The sequence below is a fragment of the Synechococcales cyanobacterium CNB genome (genome assembly GCA_030263455.1).
In the GTDB taxonomy this organism is placed as follows: Bacteria; Planctomycetota; Phycisphaerae; order Phycisphaerales; family UBA1924; genus CAADGN01.
The window spans coordinates 151,636-172,770 of the sequence record SZOZ01000007.1 but is presented as its reverse complement, the minus strand read 5'-3'; the positions used below and the strand labels follow the sequence as shown (position 1 = coordinate 172,770).

At 70.4% G+C, this 21,135-nt stretch carries 17 protein-coding genes; 9 read left to right on the top strand and 8 right to left on the bottom strand.

All coding sequences use genetic code 11. The annotated features are described in order from the left end of the window. The first annotated feature begins 77 nt into the window (after nucleotides 1-77). The 3 genes from FBT69_08620 to FBT69_08610 all read left to right on the top strand — a co-directional run bounded on the left by FBT69_08620 (nucleotide 78) and on the right by FBT69_08610 (nucleotide 6,046). Nucleotides 78-1,217, top strand: coding sequence for a Nif3-like dinuclear metal center hexameric protein (locus FBT69_08620; protein ID MDL1904855.1), 1,140 nt, complete (start codon nucleotides 78-80; stop codon nucleotides 1,215-1,217). Nucleotides 1,218-1,306: 89 nt separating this feature from the next. Further along, entirely contained in the window at nucleotides 1,307-2,935 is a 1,629-nt protein-coding gene (gatB, locus tag FBT69_08615; GenBank protein MDL1904854.1) for an Asp-tRNA(Asn)/Glu-tRNA(Gln) amidotransferase subunit GatB, read from the top strand. Nucleotides 2,936-3,232: 297 nt separating this feature from the next. Further along, entirely contained in the window at nucleotides 3,233-6,046 is a 2,814-nt protein-coding gene (locus tag FBT69_08610; protein MDL1904853.1) for a serine/threonine protein kinase, read from the top strand. 29 nt (nucleotides 6,047-6,075) lie between these two features. Here FBT69_08610 and gmd read toward each other — a convergent pair whose 3' ends face one another. Next, on the bottom strand, nucleotides 6,076-7,137 hold the full coding sequence (gmd, locus tag FBT69_08605) for a GDP-mannose 4,6-dehydratase (GenBank protein ID MDL1904852.1): 1,062 nt from the start codon (nucleotides 7,135-7,137) through the stop codon (nucleotides 6,076-6,078). A 98-nt stretch (nucleotides 7,138-7,235) separates the two neighbouring features. Beyond that, nucleotides 7,236-9,050: a hypothetical protein gene (locus tag FBT69_08600; GenBank protein MDL1904851.1), complete on the bottom strand. Its 1,815-nt coding sequence runs from the start codon at nucleotides 9,048-9,050 to the stop codon at nucleotides 7,236-7,238. Nucleotides 9,051-9,146: 96 nt separating this feature from the next. Between FBT69_08600 and trpE the strand changes: the two genes are divergently transcribed. The 5 genes from trpE to FBT69_08575 all read left to right on the top strand — a co-directional run bounded on the left by trpE (nucleotide 9,147) and on the right by FBT69_08575 (nucleotide 15,989). Further along, complete coding sequence (gene trpE / locus FBT69_08595) at nucleotides 9,147-10,751, top strand: anthranilate synthase component I (protein MDL1904850.1); 1,605 nt, start codon at nucleotides 9,147-9,149, stop codon at nucleotides 10,749-10,751. 100 nt (nucleotides 10,752-10,851) lie between these two features. After that, a complete protein-coding gene (locus FBT69_08590) occupies nucleotides 10,852-11,457 on the top strand; it encodes a sigma-70 family RNA polymerase sigma factor (protein MDL1904849.1) in 606 nt (201 codons plus the stop codon). Continuing rightward, the gene (locus FBT69_08585; GenBank protein MDL1904848.1) at nucleotides 11,450-14,092 is read left to right on the top strand and encodes a serine/threonine protein kinase; all 2,643 of its coding nucleotides are present in this window, start codon (nucleotides 11,450-11,452) and stop codon (nucleotides 14,090-14,092) included. Before FBT69_08590 ends, FBT69_08585 begins: the two co-directional genes overlap by 8 nt. A 161-nt stretch (nucleotides 14,093-14,253) precedes the next feature. Next, nucleotides 14,254-15,495: a hypothetical protein gene (locus tag FBT69_08580; protein ID MDL1904847.1), complete on the top strand. Its 1,242-nt coding sequence runs from the start codon at nucleotides 14,254-14,256 to the stop codon at nucleotides 15,493-15,495. Nucleotides 15,496-15,629: 134 nt separating this feature from the next. After that, nucleotides 15,630-15,989, top strand: coding sequence for an ATP-dependent Clp protease adaptor ClpS (locus FBT69_08575; protein MDL1904846.1), 360 nt, complete (start codon nucleotides 15,630-15,632; stop codon nucleotides 15,987-15,989). A 525-nt stretch (nucleotides 15,990-16,514) separates the two neighbouring features. Here FBT69_08575 and FBT69_08570 read toward each other — a convergent pair. From FBT69_08570 to FBT69_08555, 4 genes are all read right to left on the bottom strand, one after another. Next, nucleotides 16,515-17,525, bottom strand: a complete 1,011-nt coding sequence (locus FBT69_08570; GenBank protein ID MDL1904845.1) for a hypothetical protein — start codon at nucleotides 17,523-17,525, stop codon at nucleotides 16,515-16,517. A 9-nt stretch (nucleotides 17,526-17,534) separates the two neighbouring features. Next, entirely contained in the window at nucleotides 17,535-17,978 is a 444-nt protein-coding gene (locus FBT69_08565; GenBank protein ID MDL1904844.1) for a hypothetical protein, read from the bottom strand. Nucleotides 17,979-18,012: 34 nt separating this feature from the next. After that, the gene (locus FBT69_08560; GenBank protein MDL1904843.1) at nucleotides 18,013-18,648 is read right to left on the bottom strand and encodes a type II secretion system protein; all 636 of its coding nucleotides are present in this window, start codon (nucleotides 18,646-18,648) and stop codon (nucleotides 18,013-18,015) included. Between the two features lie 265 nt (nucleotides 18,649-18,913). Continuing rightward, nucleotides 18,914-19,171: a hypothetical protein gene (locus FBT69_08555; GenBank protein ID MDL1904842.1), complete on the bottom strand. Its 258-nt coding sequence runs from the start codon at nucleotides 19,169-19,171 to the stop codon at nucleotides 18,914-18,916. Nucleotides 19,172-19,252: 81 nt separating this feature from the next. On the opposite strand from FBT69_08555, the gene FBT69_08550 reads away from it, so the two are divergent. Continuing rightward, a complete protein-coding gene (locus tag FBT69_08550; GenBank protein MDL1904841.1) occupies nucleotides 19,253-20,215 on the top strand; it encodes a hypothetical protein in 963 nt (320 codons plus the stop codon). A gap of 84 nt (nucleotides 20,216-20,299) precedes the next feature. On the opposite strand, the gene FBT69_08545 is transcribed toward FBT69_08550, so the two are convergent. Continuing rightward, the gene (locus tag FBT69_08545) at nucleotides 20,300-20,653 is read right to left on the bottom strand and encodes a hypothetical protein (protein MDL1904840.1); all 354 of its coding nucleotides are present in this window, start codon (nucleotides 20,651-20,653) and stop codon (nucleotides 20,300-20,302) included. 13 nt (nucleotides 20,654-20,666) lie between these two features. Beyond that, nucleotides 20,667-21,029: a DUF2089 domain-containing protein gene (locus tag FBT69_08540; GenBank protein ID MDL1904839.1), complete on the bottom strand. Its 363-nt coding sequence runs from the start codon at nucleotides 21,027-21,029 to the stop codon at nucleotides 20,667-20,669. Nucleotides 21,030-21,135: the final 106 nt, after the last annotated feature.

The window sequence follows — 21,135 nt, the reverse complement described above, 5'->3', positions numbered from 1 at the left end:
CATACGTACGGGGTTCGGTTGATTTTCAGTTGGTCGAAACCCACCTAGACTGCTCCGACCGGGGCCGGAGGAGGCGCATGACCACGGTGCAGAGCCTGATGGATGCGATGCAGCGGATCGCCCCGCTCGAGTACGCTGAGCCGTGGGACAAGGTGGGACTGCAGGTCGGCTCGCCCTCGCGTCAGCTGGACGGTCCGGTCCTGCTGACGATCGACCTGACGGAGCGCGTGCTCGAGGAGGCGATCGATCGGCGTGCGCGGGCGATAGTCGCGTACCACCCGCCGATCTTTGAGCCGCTGAACCGCGTGACGGACCGGACGCCTCGTCAGCGCATCATTCTGGGGGCGGCGGAGTCGGGGATTGCGATCTATTCGCCGCACACTGCGTTGGACGCTGCGCCGGGCGGCGTGACCGACTGGCTGTGCGAGGGGCTTTCCGGCGGGCAGGGTCGGGTGGAGGGGGACTGTCGGGCATTGACGCCGCACGGCGCGCGCGACCCCGAGCAGGAGGTGAAGATCGTGACCTTCGTTCCGTACGCGGAGGCGGAGAAGGTCCGCAATGCGCTCGCCTCGGCGGGGGCCGGGATCATCGGGGCGTATCGGGTCTGTTCGTTCGGAGTGACGGGGACGGGCACGTTTCTCGCGGGTGAGGGCGCGAGGCCGACGGTCGGGACGCCGGGTCGGCTGGAAGAGGTCTCGGAACTTCGACTTGAGATGGTCTGCTCGAAGCGGGCGCTGCCGCTGGCGATCGACACGCTGCGCAAGTTTCACCCCTACGAGGAACCGGCGTTCGACGTCTACGAGCTCGTGCCCAAGCCGTTGCGTGGCGCGGGCACCGGTCGGCGGCTGACGCTCGACCGGCCTGCGACGATGCGCGAACTCGCCCAGCGTCTGCGCGGCTTCCTCGACCGCGCCCGGATCAAGGTCGCGCTGGTGGGAGAGGACCGCCCGATCGCGACGCTCGGCGTCGTGCCGGGCTCGGGCGGCGACCTGGCTGCGCTGGCGCGGCGCGAGGGGTGCGACGCCTTCATCACGGGCGAGATGACGCACCACGCGGTTCTGGGCGCACTGCACGCGGGCATGAGCGTTCTGCTCGCGGGGCACACGAACACAGAGCGCGGCTACCTGCCTCGCCTCGCGGAGCGGCTCCGCACGCTGGTGGCCGGGGTCGAGATCGTCGTGTCGACGACGGACCGCGACCCGCTGAGCGAAGTCTGAGAGGACGATGGAGCCGGGGGCTGCGAGTTCCCGCCCCTGGGCGCAGAGACTCCGCCCCGGTGCGAGATGGTTCGGGTGCTGATCCGCGCATGCGCCGCTTTCACGGTGTTGTGCGTGTTTCGGCGCGAGGCTGGTACGATGTTTCGATGGCGGCCGCTCGTTCCATGGCTGACGTTGTGTCCACCGAGCCGATCATCGGCCTTGAGGTTCACGTTGAGTTGGCGACGCGTGGGAAGATGTTCACGCGTGCGTCCAACCCCGCGCACCCCGAGTTCCACGATTCCGGGCCGAACACGCTGACGGACGCGGTGGTGCTCGCGTTGCCTGGTACGCTGCCGGTGATGAACCGGGCGGCGGTGGAGATGGCCGCGCTGGTGGGTCTGGCGCTGGGGTGCACGATCGCGCCGCTTTCGCGGTGGGATCGGAAGAGCTACTTCTATCCCGACCTGCCGAAGGGGTACCAGATCAGCCAGTACGACCTGCCGCTGTGCTTCGACGGCGTGTTCGAACTGCCGGCGACGGACGCGCAGGGGCGGATCGATCCGGCGGGCGCGACCCGGCGCATCGGCATCATCCGTGCGCACCTGGAGGAGGACGCGGGCAAGCTGCTTCACGAGGCGCCGGGGGGTGGTGCGATCGACTTCTCGATCGTGGACCTGAACCGTGCCGGCACGCCGCTGCTGGAGATCGTGACCGCGCCGGACTTTCGCTCTGCGGACGAGGCGACGGCGTTCGCGCGGCTGCTGCGGCAGACGTGCCGGTTTCTCGGGGTGACGGAGGGCGTGATGCAGCGCGGGCACGTGCGATTCGAGCCGAACGTGAACTGCCGGCTCACGCTGCGTGACGGGCGTGTCGTGCACACGCCGATCGTGGAGGTGAAGAACCTCAACTCGTTTCGTGCGTTGCACGGCGCGATCTCGCACGAGCTGACGGAGCAGCCGCGGCGGTGGGTGGCTGACGGGCGCGAGCACGGCCCGGGCGAGAAGACCACGCGCGGCTGGGACGCGGATCGCGGGGCGACGTACGTGCAGCGTGAGAAGGAGGACGCGGAGGACTACCGCTACTTCCCCGACCCGGACCTGCCGCCGGTGGCGATGGGTGAGGCGTGGGTGGAGCGGCTGCGCGCGAGCCTGCCGGAACTGCCGGTCGCTCGAGTGCGCCGGTACTGCGAGGGCTACGACCTCTCGCCCGCCGAGGCGTCGCAGCTGGTCGAGGAGCGCGAGGTGTGCGAGTTTCTGGACGCGGCGGCGGACGGTGCGGTCGAGCGCGGCGTGGCGCGCGAGCGGGCGGGGCGTCTGGCGGCGGGGTTCGTGCTGCAGCACGGGGCGCGGCTGGCGAACGAGCGCAGCACGCTGGTCTCGCGGCTCGGCGTGTCGGCGGAGCAACTCGCGGCGATCGTGGCGATGCGCGACGCGGGCGACCTCGGCTCGACGGCGGCGGATGAACTTCTTGCCCTGCTCTGCGAGCCGGCGCACGCGGGGGCGGACCCGCGGGTAGTGGCCGAGTCACGCGGGCTGATCACGGTGCGGGACGACGCGGCGCTCGATGCCTGGTGCGAGCGTGCGATCGCGGAGAACCCGCGGGCTGCGGAGGACGTGCGTTCCGGCAAGCAGGCGGCGATCGGGCGGTTGGTCGGCGCGGTGATGAAGGCGAGCGGTGGGGCGGCGGACGCGAATGCGGCGCGGGAAAGGCTGATCGAGAAACTGAGCAACGGCTGAATCCCGGAGAGCGACCCGAGACCGCTGGGGCGGAAAGGGCGATCGCGCGCGTGAGTGTCGCGGACGGTTGTCGCTTGTAGAGGTGGAGCGGCAGGCCGGAAGCGAACACGAAACCCGGCCCTGCGATAGACGCCCGCTCCCGCACTCCTCTCTTCGCCCACCGCCGAGCGGAAGCCCGGCGTGCGGGTTTCAGGGCGGCCGCGCCGCTCGCCGGGCCTCTCTCCTCGCTCCCCGTGTCCGGCCCGTGCGAACGGCCCGGATGCCGTGAACCAGCCGCGGCCCGGATAGGCTGGCGTGATGCCGTTTGATCGCAACGACTGGCCGACGGCGGACCTGCCCTCGCCGGGCGATGACGAGACCGCGCTGGAAGGGCCGGCGGGGCAGCCGGGTTCGCGCGTGGGTCGGTACCGGCTGGTTGAGATTCTGGGTGAGGGCGGGTTCGGGGTGGTCTGGCGGGCAGAGCAGACGGAGCCGATGCGGCGCGAGGTTGCGGTCAAGGTCATCAAGCCGGGGATGGATTCGCGCCGCGTGGTGGCGCGTTTCGAGGCGGAGCGTCAGGCGCTGGCGGTGATGGACCACCCGTGCATCGCGCGGGTGCTGGACGGCGGGACGACGGGGCCGGAGTTCGAGCGTCCGGGGCTGCCGTACTTCGTGATGGAGTTGGTGCGGGGCGAGCCGATCACGGTGTACTGCGCGTCGAGGTCGCTGCCCGTGCGCGCGCGGCTTGAGTTGTTCGCGCGCGTGTGCGATGCGGTGCAGCACGCGCACTACAAGGGGGTCGTTCACCGCGACATCAAGCCGGGCAACGTGCTGGTGGCGTCGGGGGACGGTGGTCCGATCCCGAAGGTGATCGACTTCGGGATCGCCAAGGCGCTGTCGGCGGGTGCGTTCGGCGGTCCGCTGCTGACCGAGCAGGGGCAGATGATCGGCACGCCGCAGTACATGTCGCCGGAGCAGGTGGACCCGTCGAGCGTGGACGTGGACGCGCGGACGGACGTGTACTCGCTCGGCGTGCTGCTGTACGAGCTGCTGACGGGGACGGTGCCGGTCGAGACGCCCGGTGTCCGCTCGCGCAGCCTGTACGAGATTCAGCGGATGATCCTAGAGGGGGAGCCGCCGAGGCCGAGCACGCGTCTGGCGTCGCTGGGAGCGGGGGGGCGTGAGGGTTCGCGGTCGGAGGCGCGGGCGTTGCGTGGCGACCTCGACTGGATCGTGATGAAGTGCCTGGAGAAGGACCGCTCGCGTCGGTACGAGACGGCGGCCGCGCTGGGGGAGGACGTTCGGCGGCACCTGCGTGACGAACCAGTGCAGGCGGGTCCGCCCTCGGCGTCGTACCGGCTTCGGAAGTTCGCGCGTCGGCGTCGGGCGCCGCTGGCGGCCGGGGCGGTGGCGCTGCTCGCGCTGGTGGCTGGGCTGGCGTTGGCGTCGGCCGGATTCGTGCAGGCGAGCCGGGAGCGTGACCGTGCCCGGATCGACGCGGCGCGTGCGGAGCGTGCGGGGGCGTTCCTGGCGGGCATCTTCGCGGCGATGCAGCCCGAGATCGCGCGTACGCGCGACACGACGATGCTGCGCGATTTGCTGGAAGGGGCGGCGTCGCGCGTCGGGGCGGAACTGGCGGACGAGCCGGAGGTCGAGGCGGAGGTCCGCCACGCGATCGCGAAGGGCTACCGCGCGATCGCGCGCCCCGACGAGGCGGAGCGTCACGCGCGGCGTGCCTACGAGCTGCTCTCGCGGCACGCGGGCGCGGACGATCCGCGCACGCTCGCGGCGGGGAACGACCTCGCGGTCGCGCTGCACGACCTCGGGCGGCTGGAGGAGTCGCGCTCGCTCTACGGGAGAGTGCTGGGCGCCTACGAGCGCACGCTCGGCACGCGCCACCGGGAGACGATCGCGACGCGCGCGAACCTCGGCGCGCTCCTGAGCGACCTGGCGTTGTACGACGAGGCGGCGGCGGTCTACGAGGTTGCGGTGCGGGACGCGCGGGCGGGGTTCGGCGAGGACTCGGAGATCACGCTCAACAACGAGAACAACCTCGTCTCCGTGCTGGTGAACCTCGGGCGGTACGACGAGGCGGAAAGGCTGGCGCGGAGTGCGCTGGAGCGCGCACGCCGGGCGCTGGGTGCGGACCATCCGTACACGGCGCACCTGCTCAACGCGCTGGGTCTGACGCTCAACCGGCAGGAGCGGCTGGAGGAGGCCGAGGCGGCGTTCGCGGAGTCGCTCGATCTCGCCCGGGCGATCTTCGGCGGCGACCATCCCGTGGTCGTGTCGGGGCTGACGAACCTGGGGCAGGTGCGGGCGAAGCTCGGTCGGCTCGGGGAGGCGCGTGTGCTGCTGGAGGAGGCGGCGCGGCGGGGTCGGGCGGTGCTGGGCGACGATCACTACGAGTTGGCCGACGTGCTGTCGAACCTGGCTGGCGTGCTGCACCTGATGGGTCGCTCCGAGGAGGCGGCGCCGCTGCTGGCCGATGCGTTGCGGATCACGCGCCTGCGGCTCGGTGAGGATGACTCGGAGACGATTCTGTGCGCGAACAACCTGGCGGCCGCGCTGGAGAAGACGGGCGAGCACGAGCGTGCCGAGGCGCTGTACCGCGACGCGATGGAGCGGTCGGTGCGTGTGCTGGGGGAGGCGCATGAGACGACGCTCTCGGTGATGGGCAACTTCGCGTTGTTCCTCTCGGAGACGGGCCGGACGGAAGAGTCGCTGGCGCTGGGCGAGCGCACGCTATCGGCGACGGAGGCGGCGCTCGGTTCGTCGAGTGTGGGCGTGCTGGTGAGTGCGTACAACCTGGCGGGGGCGTACCAGGGCGCGGGTCGGTTCGCGCGGGCGGTGGAGTTGTACGAGCGGTGTGTGACGATGCTGCCCGCGCTGCCGCCGGGGCACTGGATGGTCGGCGTGGTGGAGGGGGGGTACGGGGCGTGCCTGACGGCGATGGGGAGGTTCGACGAAGCGGAGCCGAGATTGCTGGAGTCGCACCGCGTGCTGCTGGCCGCGCTGGGGGCGGGCCACGAGCGGACCCGCACGGCGGTGGAGAGGTTGATCGCGCTGTACGAGGGCGCGGGGCGTGAGGAGGAAGCGGCGCGTTGGCGTTCGAGCGAGCCGCCGCCGTGAGGTTTGCGGCGTGAACGCTGGGGCGCGGTCTACTGGTCGTGCCCCGTGAAGTCGGGCATGGCGTGGCCGGCGTCGGTGAGGGTGCGTTCGCGGCGGGCGAGTTCGAGGTCGTGCTCGACCATGCGGCGGACGAGTTCGTCGAAGGTGGTGGTGGGCGACCAGCCGAGGCGGGCGCGGGCCTTGGTCGCGTCGCCCAGCAGCAGGTCTACCTCTGCGGGTCGGAGGTAACGCGGGTCGAAGGCGACGTGGGCCTTCCAGTCGAGTCCGACGTGCGAGAAGGCGGCCTCGGCGAAATCGCGGACGGAGCGGGTTTCGCCGGTGGCGATGACGTAGTCGTCCGGCTCGTCCTGCTGGAGCATGGTCCACATCATGCGGACGTAGTCGCCGGCGTATCCCCAGTCGCGCTTGGAGTCGAGGTTGCCGAGGTAGACCTTGTCCTGGAGGCCCATGCGGATGCGTCCGACGGCGCGGGTGATCTTTCGGGTGACGAAGGTTTCGCCGCGCCGTTCGGATTCGTGGTTGAAGAGGATGCCGCAGGAGGCGTGCAGGCCGTAGGACTCGCGGTAGTTCACGGTGGCGTAGTGGGCCATGACCTTGGCGCAGGCGTACGGGGAGCGGGGGCGGAAGGGGGTGGTCTCGGACTGTGGGGTCTCGACGGCGAGGCCGTACTGCTCGCTGGAACTGGCCTGGTAGTAGCGGACCTGCCGCCCGGTGCGTTGCTGGTGGTCGCGGACGGCTTCGAGGAGGCGGAGCGCACCGAGTGCGACGGCGTCGGCGGTGTAGATGGGGAGGTCGAAGGAGACGCGGACGTGGCTCTGCGCGCCGAGGTTGTAGACCTCGTCGGGCTTGGTCTGGTCGAGGAGCTTGGCGAGGGAGTTGGCGTCGCAGAGGTCTCCGTAGTGGAGGAAGAGGCGCGTGCCCTTGTGGTGGGGGTCCTGGTAGACGTGGTCGATGCGTCCCGTGTTGAAACTGCTGGCGCGCCGGATGATGCCGTGGACCTCGTAGCCCTTGGCGAGGAGGAACTCGGCGAGGAAGGAGCCGTCCTGTCCCGTGATCCCTGTGATGAGCGCCCGTTTCGGCGTCTGGGCCATGGTGCGGTCTCCGGCGTCGTCGGGGATGGTATCGGTCGCGTGCGGTGCGGCAGTGGAGCGCGGGGTTCGGATTCCGGGGCGAGCGGCGGGAGAGCGCCTTAGCCGCCGACGAGCGCGGCGAGTTCGGCGTTGTCGGCGTCGAGTTGCTCTGGTCGGGCGTGCTGCCGGAGCAAGAGCAGGGCGTGATCGCGCGCGTCGCCGCCTTGGGGTACGGTGCGGCGGGCGACGAACCAGAGGGCGTCGCGGGCCGCGCCGTCGGCGGCGTCTTCGGGGGCGAGGCGGGCGTAGAGGTCGAGGAAGGCGGCGTCCGCGCCGGCGCGGAAGACGGGATAGAGCGCGTGACGCGCGAAGGCGGGCGTGACGGCTTCGCGCTTCTCGGCGAGGAGTGCGCCGGCGAGCCTCGCGGCCTCGGCGTCGCGCCCCGAGAGCGAGAGGGAGCGGACGAGCGCCTCGAAGTCCGTCTTGCTTGCGGCTCGCCTGGTCGTCTCGGCGAGGTCTTCCGCGCCGTCGAGCGGCAGAGGTTCGTCGAGGCGTCGCGCGGGCGGGCCGAGGGTGATGAGCGGGTCGCCGATGACGGCGACGCGCCAGATCGGCGTGCCCTCGTGGCGCACGGCGGCGGCCCAGGGCGCGCCCGCGACGAGGCGTTTGGCGACGGCGGGGGTGGGGACGAAGGCCGAGAGCGTCGGCTCCTGCACGGAGCCGCAGTAGGCGTAGGCGCCGCGTTCGAGCCAGCGTGCGCCGACGGTGGCGCGGTTACGCGGCGCATTGGCGGACCAGGAGTGGACCATGTGGACGATGGCGGGGACGCCGAGCACGGGCACGTCGCCCGCGTGCGCCCTGCCGGGCGAGAGGTCGAACCAGTCGCGGTTTCCCTTCGAGTTGAGCAGCACGATGCCCGCGTCGATGGCGCGGAGCGAGCGTGCCCGCCAGTCGGCCAAGCCCTGGCGTGGCGCATCGTCGAGGGTGACACGCAGTCCGGCCTCGCGCAGCACGGCGGCGGCCTCCGTGCCGTCGTAGTGCGACCACGGCGCCTCGTGGGGGTAGGTGTCGAACACCCATGCGCTCGCGGGTCGGAGGAAGAGCGAGCACATCGCGCGGTAGGCGGCCTCGGCCTCGGTCCCGAAGAGCTGCGACGCCCAGGCCCACCGCTCGCCCGCGCTCGCGCCGATCGCTGGGCGGCCGACGCGGTCGGTCGTGGCGACGAACTCGCGTTCGGTGGTCTCGATCTTGACGGCGGCGTTGAGGCAGAGGGCAACGGCGTCGAGGTCGTCGCCCAGGGTGCGCCACGAGAGGCCGGTGGCGTCGCAGGCGCGTTCGATCTCGGCGCAGAGCGCGTCGGCGTCGGTGCGTGAGATCGCGCCGCTGACGTTGCGCCGTTCGAGCGTTACCCATGCGATCGGGAGGGCGCGTCCGGCGGCGAGGGCGAGCGCGGCGGTCCAGGCGGGGTCTGCGCCGTCGGCGACGACGATCGCCGACGGGACGTGCCCCCTGGATCGCCAGAAGTCAACGATCGATCCGGCATCCCGCGGCGCGCTCCATGCGTCCGAGACGGCGCGCTCGACGGCCTCGCGCCGTGCGTCGCCGCGGGCGGCGCGATCGCCGCCGGACCAGCGCACGACGCGCCTCGGTTCGAAGGCGCGTACGAAGCGTGCGATGTCCTCGCCTGCCTGCCAGGAGCCGTCGTCGATGAGAACGGGGAAGCGTGCGTCGGGCCGCCAGGCTGCGATGGCGGCGAGGTAGGACGCGCCGTCGGGGACGATGACGACGTCGGGGATGACGGGCGCGTTGGCGCGGATGAGTTCGGCGCGCCGGCCGAGCAGAACCTGCGGCGGCAGGTCGGGTTGCAAGGCGGCGGGATCGGGCTGGCCGATCGTGGTGGCGAGGGAGGCCGCGATGGTCGCGAGGGTGTTCATCGTCTGAATGTACCCGCGCGCGTGTTTCGCGGTCGCGGGTGTCGGGCGAAGGGGTGCGGAACGCGGGGGGGACGCCCGATCCATAGACTCGACGCGATGGCGAGCCTGACGAGGGACGAGTTCGTTTCGCTGGTGCGTTCGGAGCGTTCGGCGACGCCGGGCGTCACGCTTGCGGTGCCGGTCGGGGTTCGGCTGCTCTCGGACCAGTTGACGCCGGTGCTGGCGTACCGTCGGCTGGTCGCGCCGGACGAGCGGACCGCGCCGTCGTTCCTGCTGGAATCGGTCGAGGGGGGGGAGCGGCAGGGGCGGTACTCGATCCTGGGCGCGCGGCCCGCGCTGGAGGTGGTGGCGCGCCGGTTCCGCGTGCGCATCAGCGACCACGCGACGGGTCGGGTCGAGGAGGGAGAAGAAGCGAACCCGCTGCTGGCGCCGCGAGGGATCACCGCGGGCGTGCGGCTGGTGCGTCCGCCGTCGGGCGCGCGCCCCGCGCTGCCGGCGTGCCCGTTGGGGGGGTGGTTCGGGTACGCGTCGTATGACACGGTGCGGTACGCCGAGCCGGAGAAGCTTCCGTTCGAGCACGCGCCGTCGGATGACCGTGGCCTGCCGGAGATGCATTTCGGGCTGTACGACGGCGTGGTGGCGTTCGACCACGTGGACAAGCTGGTCCACGTCGTGCGGCTGGCGATGCTCGCGCCGGGCGACGAGGCGGGGGAGGCGTACGACCGCGCGGTGGCGGCGATCGAGGCGCGCATCGCGGAGATCGAGCGGCACAGCAAGCCGCTGCCCGCGGGGCGCGTCGAGCGCGAGGGCGTGCCCGCGCCGCTGCGTTCGAACGTCACGCGAGAGCAGCACGCGGCGATGGTCGAGCGTGCGTTGGAGCACATCCGCGCGGGGGACATCTTCCAGGTCGTGATCGGGCAGCGATTTGAGCGGGTGAGCGAGGCCGATCCGTTCGATGTCTATCGCGCGCTGCGGGCGGTGAACCCCAGCCCGTACATGGTGTACATGCAGGGGGAGGGGTGCATTCTCGTGGCGTCCAGTCCGGAGATTCTGTGCCGGGTGCGCCGGGGGGGGGACGGGGCGCTGGTGGTGACGAACCGACCGCTGGCGGGGACGCGTCCGCGCGGTCGCACGCCGGAGGAGGACGCGGGGCTGGAGCGCGAGTTGCTGGCGGACGAGAAGGAGCGGGCCGAGCACGTGATGCTCGTTGACCTTGGGCGCAACGACGTTGGGCGCGTGGCGGTGCCGGGCACGATCGAGCTGCCGGCCGTGATGGAGGTGGAGCGCTACAGCCACGTGATGCACATCAGCTCGACGGTGACGGGCGTGTTGCGAGAGGGGCTGGACGCGTGGGACGCGCTGGCGGCGACGCTGCCGGTGGGGACGATCTCGGGCGCGCCGAAGATCCGGGCGATGCAGATCATCGACGAGCTGGAGCCGGTGCGGCGCGGGCCGTACGGGGGGGGGATGGGGTACGTCTCGCTGGACGGAGAGATGGACATCGCGCTGGCGTTGCGGACGATGGTGGTGCCGACGGCGAGCGTGCCGCGGGGGGGGAGGGGGTCGTGGACGTACTACCTGCAGGCCGCGGGGGGGATCGTCGCGGACTCGAAGGCGGAGCCGGAGTATCTGGAGACGGTGAACAAGGCCGCCGCGTTGGCGCGTGCGATCGACTTGGCGGAGTCGGCGTTCGGGGCGTGACGGGGTCGGCCGGGTCGCGTTCGCTCGGCGGTGCTCCGCGGAGCGTTCTCCGGCGGGCAACCGGCTTCCTTCCGGGGCGGGATCGATTAGGCTGGTGAGCATGGACCCGGGGGAGCGTCACGCGGTCACGGTGGTGCTGGCGCAGCTCCGGGCTGGGGACGAGGGGGCGCACGCGCGTCTGTTGCCGCTGGTGTACGAGGAACTGCGTGTGCTGGCGCGTTCCCGCATGTCGGGGCTGGCGCCGGGGCAGACGCTGCAACCGACCGCGCTGGTGCACGAGGCGTACATGAAGTTGCTGGGGCCGGGAGGCGTGCAGCCGGCGTGGGAGAGCCGTGCGCACTTCTTCGGTGCGGCGGCCCGCGCGATGCGGAACATCCTCGTCGAGCACGCGCGCGCCCGGCTGACGGCGAAGCGCGGCGGAGGCTCGCGGGGCGCCGCGCTGGACGAGGCGACGGCCGCGGCGATCGAGACGCCCGTGGAGGACATGGTCGCGCTGGACGATGCGTTGCGGCGGCTGGAGTCGAACGACCCCGGTGCGCACGAGGTGGTGATGCTACGGTTCTTCGCGGGCCTGAGCGAGGAGCAGGCGGCGGAGGTCATGGGGGTGTCGCCGCGGACGGTGCGGCGTGAGTGGGCGTACGGGCGGTCGTGGCTGCGTCGTGAGCTGCAGGTGCACGACGAGGACGGGGGCACGACGGATGAGTGAGGAGCGCGCCGCGAGAGTGAAGGCCGTGTTTCTCGGCGCGCTGGACGCGTCGCCGGCGGATCGGGGCATGTACCTTGACCGCGAGTGCGGGGGCGATGCGGAACTCCGCCGTGAGGTGGAGGAACTGCTGGCGCACGAGAGCGGTGGCGGATTCCTGACGCCGCCGGAGAGCGGCGTCTCGCTCGGTGCGTTCGCGGCGCCGCCGGGTGCGGAGGGGCTGGGACCGGGCGACCGGATCGACCGCTACGCGCTCGTCGAGCGTCTGGGCGAGGGCGGGTTCGGGGTGGTGTATCTCGCGGAGCAGACGGAGCCGGTGCGGCGTCGTGTCGCGCTGAAGGTCATCAAACCGGGCATGGACTCGCGGGCGGTGATCGCCCGGTTCGAGGCGGAGCGGCAAGCGCTTGCGGTGATGGACCACCCGAACGTTGCGCGTGTGCTGGACGCGGGCGCGACGGAGCGGGGCCTGCCGTACTTCGTGATGGAGCACGTTCCGGGTGAGCCGATCACGGCGTACTGCGACGGGCGTTCTCTGCCGGTGCGTGCCCGGCTGGGGCTGTTCATCGACGTGTGCGAGGCGGTGCAGCACGCGCACCTGAAGGGGATCATCCACCGGGACATCAAGCCCGGGAACATTCTCGTGCACGACGGGGAGCGGGGGCCGGTGGTGAAGGTGATCGACTTCGGCGTCGCCAAGGCGCTCGCCCCGACGCCGACGCGCGTGACGCTCTTCACCGAGCAGGGGCAGCTGATCGGCACGCCTGAATACATGAGTCCCGAGCAGGCGGCGTTGGGGGCGGTGGACATCGACACGCGTACGGACGTGTATTCGCTCGGCGTCGTGCTGTACGAGTTGCTCTCCGGGTCGTTGCCGTTTGACGGGGAGCGGCTGCGGAGCGGCGGGCTGGACGAGGTGCGTCGCACGGTCCGCGAGGTGGAGCCGCCGAGGCCGAGCGAGCGGCTCTCGCGCGGGTCGGCCGGCGCGGCGGAGAGCGCGCGCCGGCGGCAGACCGCGCCGAACGAACTCGCCGGGCTGCTGCGGCGCGAGCTGGAGTGGATTCCGTTGAAGGCGATGCGGAAGGACCGCGCAGAGCGGTACCGGACGCCGAGCGAGATGGCGGACGACATCCGCAACTACCTCGCAGGCCGGAGCCTGTTGGCCGGGCCGGAGTCGGCTCCGTACCGGGTGCGGAAGTTCGTCCGCCGGAACCGTGCGGGAGTGATCGCGGCGTCTGCGATGGCGGCGTTGCTCCTGGGCGGGATCGCGGGGACGGGGTACGGTCTTGTGCGAGCCGAGGCGCGCCGCATCGACGCGGTCGAGGCGCTCGACCGGGCGAGGGACGCGGAGCAGGAGTCGGCGGCTCGGGCGCGCGACCTCGAGCAGGTGGCGGCGTTCCAGGCGGCGCAGTTGAGCAGCATCGACGCCGCCGCGATGGGTGATCGCATCCGCGAGCGGATCGTCGAGGAGCGTGCGCGGTCGCTCGGCGCGCGGGGCATGGATGAGGAAGGTGTGCGTGAAGCGGTTCGAGGGCTTGAGGGCGAGCTGGCGGGCGTGAACTTCACGGGCGTCGCGCTCGACACGCTCTCGGAGCAGGTCTTCGGGCGCGCCCTGGCCGCGATCGACGCGCAGTTCGGCGAGCAGCCGCTGGTGCGGGCGAGGCTGTTGCAGACGGCGGCGAGCACGATGCGCGAGGTCGGCCTGCACGAGGCCGCACTGGCGCCGCAGACGGCCGCGCTGGACGTCCGGCGCGAGCGGCTGGGGGCGGAGCACCCGGAGACGCTCGCGTCGATGAACAGCCTTGGCCTGCTGCTGCACTCGCGCGGGTTGCTCTTCGAGGCCGAGTCTTTGTACCGCGACGCGCTGGCCGGTCGTGAGCGCGTGCTCGGCGCGGACCATCCGGACACGCTGAGCACGCGGACGAGCCTCGGCGTGCTGCTGTGGATGATGGGCCGGCACGAGGACGGCGTCCGGCTCGCGCGCGACACGGTGGCCGACCTGCGCCGCACCGCAGGCGTGGACCACCCGGACACGCTGGCCGCGATCGGGAACCTCGGGGGCATGTTGCACCTGCTGGGCGATCTTGACGGTGCGGAGCCGCACCTGCGCGAGTCGGCGGAGGGGTACCGGCGCGTGCTCGGCGAGGCGCACCTGTCCACGCTGATCGCGGCGAGCAACCACGGTCGGCTGCTGCTCGACCAGGGGCGCGTGAGCGAGGCCGAGGCGTGCCTGCGCGGCGTGGTCGAGACGAGCCGTCGCGCGCTGGGCGACACGCACCCCGCGACGCTCACCTCGATCAACAACCTCGGGGGCATGTTGTGGTCGCTGGGCCGACTCGACGAGGCGGAGGTGTGCTTCCGCGAGGCGATCGACCTCGGAGTGAGGAGCATGGGCGAGTCGCACCCGGACACGCTGAACTCGATCCACAACATGGGGGGGCTGCTGTGGGAGATGGGCCGACCGGATGAGGCGGAGGGGCACTTCCGGCGGGCGCTCGACGGCTTTCGGAGCACGCTCGGCGTCGACCACCCGGAGACGCTCAACGTGCTGGGCGTGCTCTGCCGCTTGCTGGCGGAAACCGGGCGTCAGGAGGAGGCCGAGGCCCTCTCCGCCGAGTTCGGCGAGCGGACCGGGGAGTAGTCGCGGGCCTGCGTGGCAGCCCGGCAGCCCCGCCGGGGTTCTCGGGGAGTCGATCGCGGGAAAACGCGCCGGCCCTGTCCGGGTGTGACGGCCTTTCGCGGATGAGGGATGACGGCGGCCGGTGGGCCGCCCGAACGAAACCCTGCGAAAGGAGACGGATCATGCAACGGCTCATCGGCATCACGGTCTTGGCGGCGACGCTCGGTGCGACGGGCGCGGCCGACGCCCAATCGTGCTACGAGTGGCGGGAGATCGGCGTCGGACCGCAGTGGAGGGCCGTCGAGAGCGCGATCGCCTACTTCCCCAAGCGCGACACGGTCGTGCTGCTGACGATGGCGGAGCAGTGGGAGTGGGACGGCCTGACATGGACGAGGACCGGTGACGCCCAATCCTACCTCCAGCCGGCGATGGCCTACGACTCCGCACGCGGCGTGATGGTGCTGGTCTACGGCAAGGGGCCGAACAACGCGCTGTGGGAGTGGGACGGCGGGCCGGACGGCTGGCAGTTGCGGAGTCCCGGCGGCGACAACATCCTCCTCACGTCCAGCAGCATCAGCGTCGTCTATGACGAGGCACGGGCCGTGACGCTCATCGTCGAACGCGGGATGACCTATGTCTACGACGGCGTGAACGTGACGAAGCACGTCGGTGGACCGAACCTCAGCGACGGGCGCGCCGCGTACGACCCGGTTCGCCAGCGCACGGTGTACTTCGGCGGTTCGGGGGGCGGGCAGTACTGGAACGACACGTGGGAATGGGACGGAGAGGGGTGGACGCTCCTGGCGCCGCTCGACGCTCCGCCCGGGCGCGTCTACCACTCCCTCGCCTACGACCCGCAGCGCGGCAGGATCATGCTCTTTGGAGGCGCCAGCACGTTCCTCTACGACGACACGTGGGAGTGGGATGGGGAGAACTGGTCGCGGGTCTACCCCGACAGCAGCCCGTCCGCACGCAGCGATCACCACGTCGCCTACGACGCCGGACGCAACGAGATGCTCCTCTTCGGAGGCCACATCGGCGGCTCGCAGAGCGACCACCTCCTCTTCCGGCGCAACCTGGCGTTCCCCGTCATCCTGCAACAGCCCGGCGCGCTGACAGTGGACGAGGGGCGCTTCGCCGCATTCGCGGTCACCGCCGTCGGTCAGGGGATCGGCTACCAGTGGCTCAAGGACGGCGTCGAGATCGACGGCGAGACCAACACCTCGATCCTCATCCCAGCAGCGAGCCTCGGCGACGCGGGCGAGTACTCGGTACGCGTCACGGGCACCTGCGGCGCGGTCGAGAGCAACGTGGCGCAACTGACCGTCAATCCGGTGTGCCACGCGGACTTCAACGGCGACGGCGTCATCAACACGATCGACTTCATCGCCTACCTCAACGCCTACACGGCCGGCTGCCCCTGACCGAACCGGGTGATGCGGCAGGCCCGGTTGGCGGGGAGCGGGAGCGCACCCACGAGTTTCGCAGGTCCGGTTGAAGCCCCTCGGCGCAGGCTGGGGGGCTTCTCCGGCGCGCCCGGGCGCGGTACGATTCGGGCATGAGCGAGACCCCGACCGCCGTCCGGACGCTCCCCCGGGCGGCCGACAAGCCCGAGACGAAGCGGCCGCGCCCGTGGAACGTCGTGCTGCTCGACGACGATCAGCACTCGTACGAGTACGTGATCGCGATGATGCAGCGGCTCTTCGGGCACCCGAAGGAGCGAGCGTTCCAGATCGCCAGGCGCGTGGACACGCAGGGCCGAGCCGTGGTGCTGACGACCCACCGCGAGCACGCCGAACTGAAGGTGCAGCAGATTCACGGCTTCGGCGCGGACCCGTTCATCGCGTCGTGCCAGGGTTCGATGTCGGCGGTGCTGGAGCCGGCGGACCTGGACGGGGGTGACGACGCGCGGCGGTGAAGACGCACGCTGCGGTGGCTGCCAGCGATCGTCGATGGTGGCTCGCTGCGGTCACGCGTTCGGCCGTGAAAGGACTTGATCCTGCTTCCATGGAAGGAGCGCGCAGGCGACCAAGACCGCCGTTGCCGCCCCATTCCGCAGTGCGATCGGACCCCAACGATCGACCGGCGCGGACGAGAATCCGCAGCCGCATGCGGCCGGTTGATCCGGCGGGTATTGCGTAAGCCAGAGCGCATACGCAAAGAACACGCTGTACACGGCGAGCGGGGTGGTTGCGCTTGCCCTCACGGACTTTCCCAGGACGAGGGCACCCGTCACCCCAAGACCGATGGCGACCTCGGCGATCGGGAAGGCAAACGCAACGAACGAAACGTACTCCGCCGGCACGACTTCGTGCGCGTGCAGCGCATCGGCAAAGATCTCGGGTCCGAAGAGTTTGCTTATGCCCGCAACGAGCAGCCACGCGGCTCCGAGGAGTACGACGACTGCCCGGACGCTGACCTCCCGCCGGGGGGGCGCTCCGCGTCATGCTCGTCGCAATCTGAACCACGCGAGGGCTCCGACTACGAGGAAGAGTACTCCGCCGCCGAGCAACCCAATCCGCAGTGACTCGATCGAGGACTTCGCGTCGCGTATGGGAGCAGGGCGCAATCGGGGGCTGGCGTCCGCCTCGTCCGCGCTCATGACCTGCACCCGCGGGCGATGCTCGATTCGGCGCAACTCCGCCTCTCTGAGGACTGCGCCGGCTGTGAATCGCTCGGGAGCGCCCGCTCGGTCGTGCTCGAAGTGGGTCAGGATTCGCTTACCGGGGGGTGGGTGGGTGCGGACAACCTGGAAGCCAGGGATGCCCGTCTCCGCCGTGTCGAACGCGAGCGTCTCCATGCCCGGTTCCGCATGACTTGGTCGCGTCGGGCGAGTGATTGACGCGACGGTTAGATCATCGCGGATCACAAAAGTAACGTCCCTGTACATGCCATGGGGTCCGCCCCACTGTTGGATGTCAAACTCAGAGAGTCGCTCGGCGGGCGGGTAGCGTGATGCGCGAGGCAGCGACACCACAACGATCCACCCGCCACCGTTCGCGCGCTCCACACGAGGGTTCGCGTTCGGCGCTCGAAGCACATTCACAACACCCACTTGGGGAAAGACATGGTCGAGAACCCAGTCTGCCCCGCCGGGCGACGTTTCCCGCAAGCGCCCTGCATCGATCCTGCCCGCGTAGACGACTCCGTCAGGATCCCGGGCGACGATGACCTCTCTGGCTCGGATGCTGTTCCAAGCGCGGGATGCGAAATCGAACGCGACCCGAAGGTCGTTGTCGTGTTCGTCGGTGTAGTGCGCGAAGATCGAACCCTGCGCCGGCCAACCGCTGACGATTGCCGATGCGAGAGATTCGGGCGTGTGATCATCGGTCGCCGGTTGAACCGTCTGGGGACGCGTCTCCAGCCATTGAACGAGCGGCGCCGACTCCGTCGGTGTCGCGTGCGTCACGGCGCCCGACACGGCGCCGGCCAGCATGAGACGACTGGTCAGCATGGGGCGGCGCTACTCGGAGACGACGACATTGCAGCAGCGCGCGCCGGAAGCAACGCTCATGTACGGATCACCGGGCACGTTACTGTCGTAGGTCAGGGTACCGTAGCAGCATACGCCGGATTCCGTCCGGCATCCCACCGGATCCGCGCCCGCAGGCTCATCGTCATCGTCGCAGGGGTGCGTAATCGCATTGGTGATCTTGAAGCACTTGCGGACGACACCGGGGAATGACATCGGCCCCTTCTTGCCGCAGCCGTAGTCGACCCGCGTCGTGAGACCGACATCGCAGACGATGGTGTTGTTCAGACAGAAGGACGCCCCGGAGCCGCACCCCGAACTCTCACCATCCTGCACCCGCTCGAGGAAGTAGCAGTAGTCGGGCGCGGCGATCACGGTGAGCGCCGCAGCCAGCCCGATCGCTCCGGCGATTCGTCCGGCGAGTGTGTTCGTCATGGCGATGCCTCCTTTGCGTGTGCTCCATCGTGGTTCATTCGAGCGCAAGTCTGTCGGCGCCCTTTGTCCCGAGCCACGTGCTCACGACCGGATGACCGACCCAGTTCTCGAAGTACGGGTACGCCAGGGCAAAGTCCGTGCATCGATGCTCGGACACGTGCCCATCCGTCCAGGCCACGGGCGCGATCGGTCGGTCGTAGGGATTCCACGTCCAGAAGGTGTGGACTCCGTCGCGCACGAACAGCCAGCGGACCATCATGCCTTTCTGTGACGGATACGCGACCTCGGACTGGCGGATCGGCGAGGCCTTCGCGAGGTCGATCGGCAGGGTGGCGCCAGGTTCCAAGAAGCGTGACGGATGCACAAGAGCGCCCGACAGGGCGAACTTCGGTCCGCCATGCTCGCGAACGCCGTCCGGATCGACCGCTGCCTTGGACGGAAGAATGCCCTCCGCGATGAGGGGATCGTCCCAGTCGAGCATCGCGTTTCCTACGTCGGCTGATGCGATCGGATACACGTCGTCGTGGTCGCCCGCGTAGGCGACCACGGCAAGGGCATTGCTTCTCGCCGTGACCGCCAGTCGCGTCATTCGAGACCGCTCACGCGCCGCGGCGAGTGACGGCAGGAGCAGACCGATCAGCACCATCACAATGCCGAGAACAACGATCAACTCAATCAGGCTGAACGCAACGCGGCAGTGCCCTCTGCGGCAAGAAGCGACAAGCCACTCCCCCATGGGGGGGGGGCAACCGGTTGGACTGAACCGATACCCGCCACAACAGCAGGATACCAAGGGCCGGCCGCCCCTGTCAAGGGAGTTGGAGGTGAGTCCGGTCGTGCGCATGAGCATACAGCACAGAGGCTTGTGGATGTTAGCAAAACGACAGTGAAGCTCGCGATGAGCGGCCTCGGCCCGGGCATCGACCCATCCGAGCTCATTCTTCCTCCTCCGCGCGCAGACTTCGCACGATTCGGCTGAATCGCTGGCGGGCCGCGGTCTCGCTGGTGCCGAGTTGCTCGGCGATGGCCGCCCAGTCCAGCCCGCGCATCCGCAGTTCGGCAAGGTGGCGGTCGTCGGCCGGCAGGCTCTCGCGCAGACGCGCCCACGCCTCGGCGGAGAAGTCCCGGGGGTCGCGCTCCGCCGCAGCCGTGTCCGCCGCCGCGTGCATCGCGGGGTGCTGAGGTCGGAGCATGGTTCGTGCGGCGGCCCGGAGCCGGGGCCTGCCTTGCTCCACCCCGGGTGCGCCGAGGGTTCGGGGTAGCATCATGCCGCGATGGCCCGCCCGCTCGTCATTCAGACCGAGGACCTCGACCCGAGGCCCGCGGCGTGGCTCGCCGAGCGGTGCGAACTGGTGCGGTGCGCCGCTGACGGTCCGGGCTTTTTCGGTCTGCTTGCGCGGGCCGAGGGGCTGATCGTGCGGACCTACACGCGCGTGGACGATGCGATGCTCGCCGCCGCGCCGCGCCTGCGCGTCGTCGGACGAGCCGGCGTCGGCGTGGACAACATCGACGTGGCCGCGTGCGCGGCGAGAGGCGTCGCCGTCGTGAACACGCCCGGCGCGAACACGCGGGCCGTCGTCGAGTTCGTCGCCGCCGCGATGCTGGATGTCCTGCGCCCGCGCGCCGCGCTCGACCGCCCGCTCCCGCCCGACGAGTGGAACCGGCTGCGGAAGAGTCTTGAGGCCGAGCGCGAGATCGCGGGCCTCACGCTCGGGGTGCTCGGTCTCGGGCGGATCGGCTCGCAGGTGGCTCGGCTCGGCGCCGCGTTGAACATGCGCGTCATATACCACGAGCTGCGCGAAATCGACCATGCCGATCGCCACGGCGCGGAGCCGGTCCCGCTCGACGACCTGCTCGCCGCCGCCGACGTTCTGAGTGTTCACGTCGACGCCCGCCCCTCGAACCGCGCCCTGCTCGGCCCGTCCGCCTTCGCCCGCATGAAGCCCGACGCCCTGCTCATCAACACCAGCCGCGGCTTCGTCGTCGATGCCGTCGCGTGCGCCGCCTTCCTGCGAGCCAACCCGCGTGCCGCCGCCGTGCTGGACGTGTTCGACCCCGAACCGCCCGGCTCGTCGTGCCCGCTCTGGGGCCTGCCGAACGCGCGCCTGACGCCCCACGTCGCCGGCGCAACCCGCCACGCCAAGCGCGAGATGTCCTGGGTCGTGCGCGACGTCTGGCGCGTGCTCACCGGCGAAGCGCCCGAGCACACGGTGACGCCGGATTCGCCTTCATGTTGAGTGCATGTACGAGCCCCGTGCGGAAGCACGGGGTCAAAGGAGGACGCGCGCCCGAGCTTCCGCTCGGGGCTCGTATCTCACCCCTCACCCCCGCCTCAGTGCCTCCGCATCCAGCCGGCGTTGCTCGGCCTGCGCGTAGCGCCGCGCGACCACCGGGATCAGAGGCCCCGTAACAAACGCGAAGATCACGCCCGGCTGCAGCAGCCAGAACCAGACGTGGAACGGCTGGCCCACGATCAACCCCACCACGCCCGCGACAACCAGCCCAAGCCCGATCAACGCGAAGGCGAGCATCGACCCGAGCACCGCCCGTCGGCCGATGCCCCGCGGCGCCAGCACGCCCGCCGTCGCCCCGAGCAGGCCGATGGCCGTGCCGCCGCCCCCGCCGATGAACGCCCCGAGCATCCACGCCTTGTCCAGCGGCACCCACGGTTCCATCACACGCCTCCTCTCATCCGTTCATTCCCTCGGAACCCAGTTCCTCGGGGCGGGGCCTTTCATGCCCCGTCTTCCTCGCCTCGCGCACCGCATCTCGAATCCGCCTCGCCGTCGCCCCCGTCAGTTCCCCCCTGGCTACCAGGTCCGCCAGCAGGTCCGTCACCGGGTCCGGCTTGCGGTCTTCGAGCACCATCCGCAGCCGCTCGATCACCCGGTCCACCCGCCCCCGGATCGTGGGGTAACTCACCCCGTACGCCTCAGCAACCGCCTTCAGCGACCCCGACGCCAGCACCAACTCCGCCACCAGGTCCAGGTCCTCCCGCGGCAGCCGGCAGAGGGGGTGTGACTCGACGGATTTATCAATCTCGACAGCCATTTTTCGTATTATTGAAGTTCATTGCGATTTGTCAAGTCTGATTTTCGTTTTCCATCAGCGTTCAGAACCCTAACACAATCCGATTCAACGCCAGTGTTCTCAAACA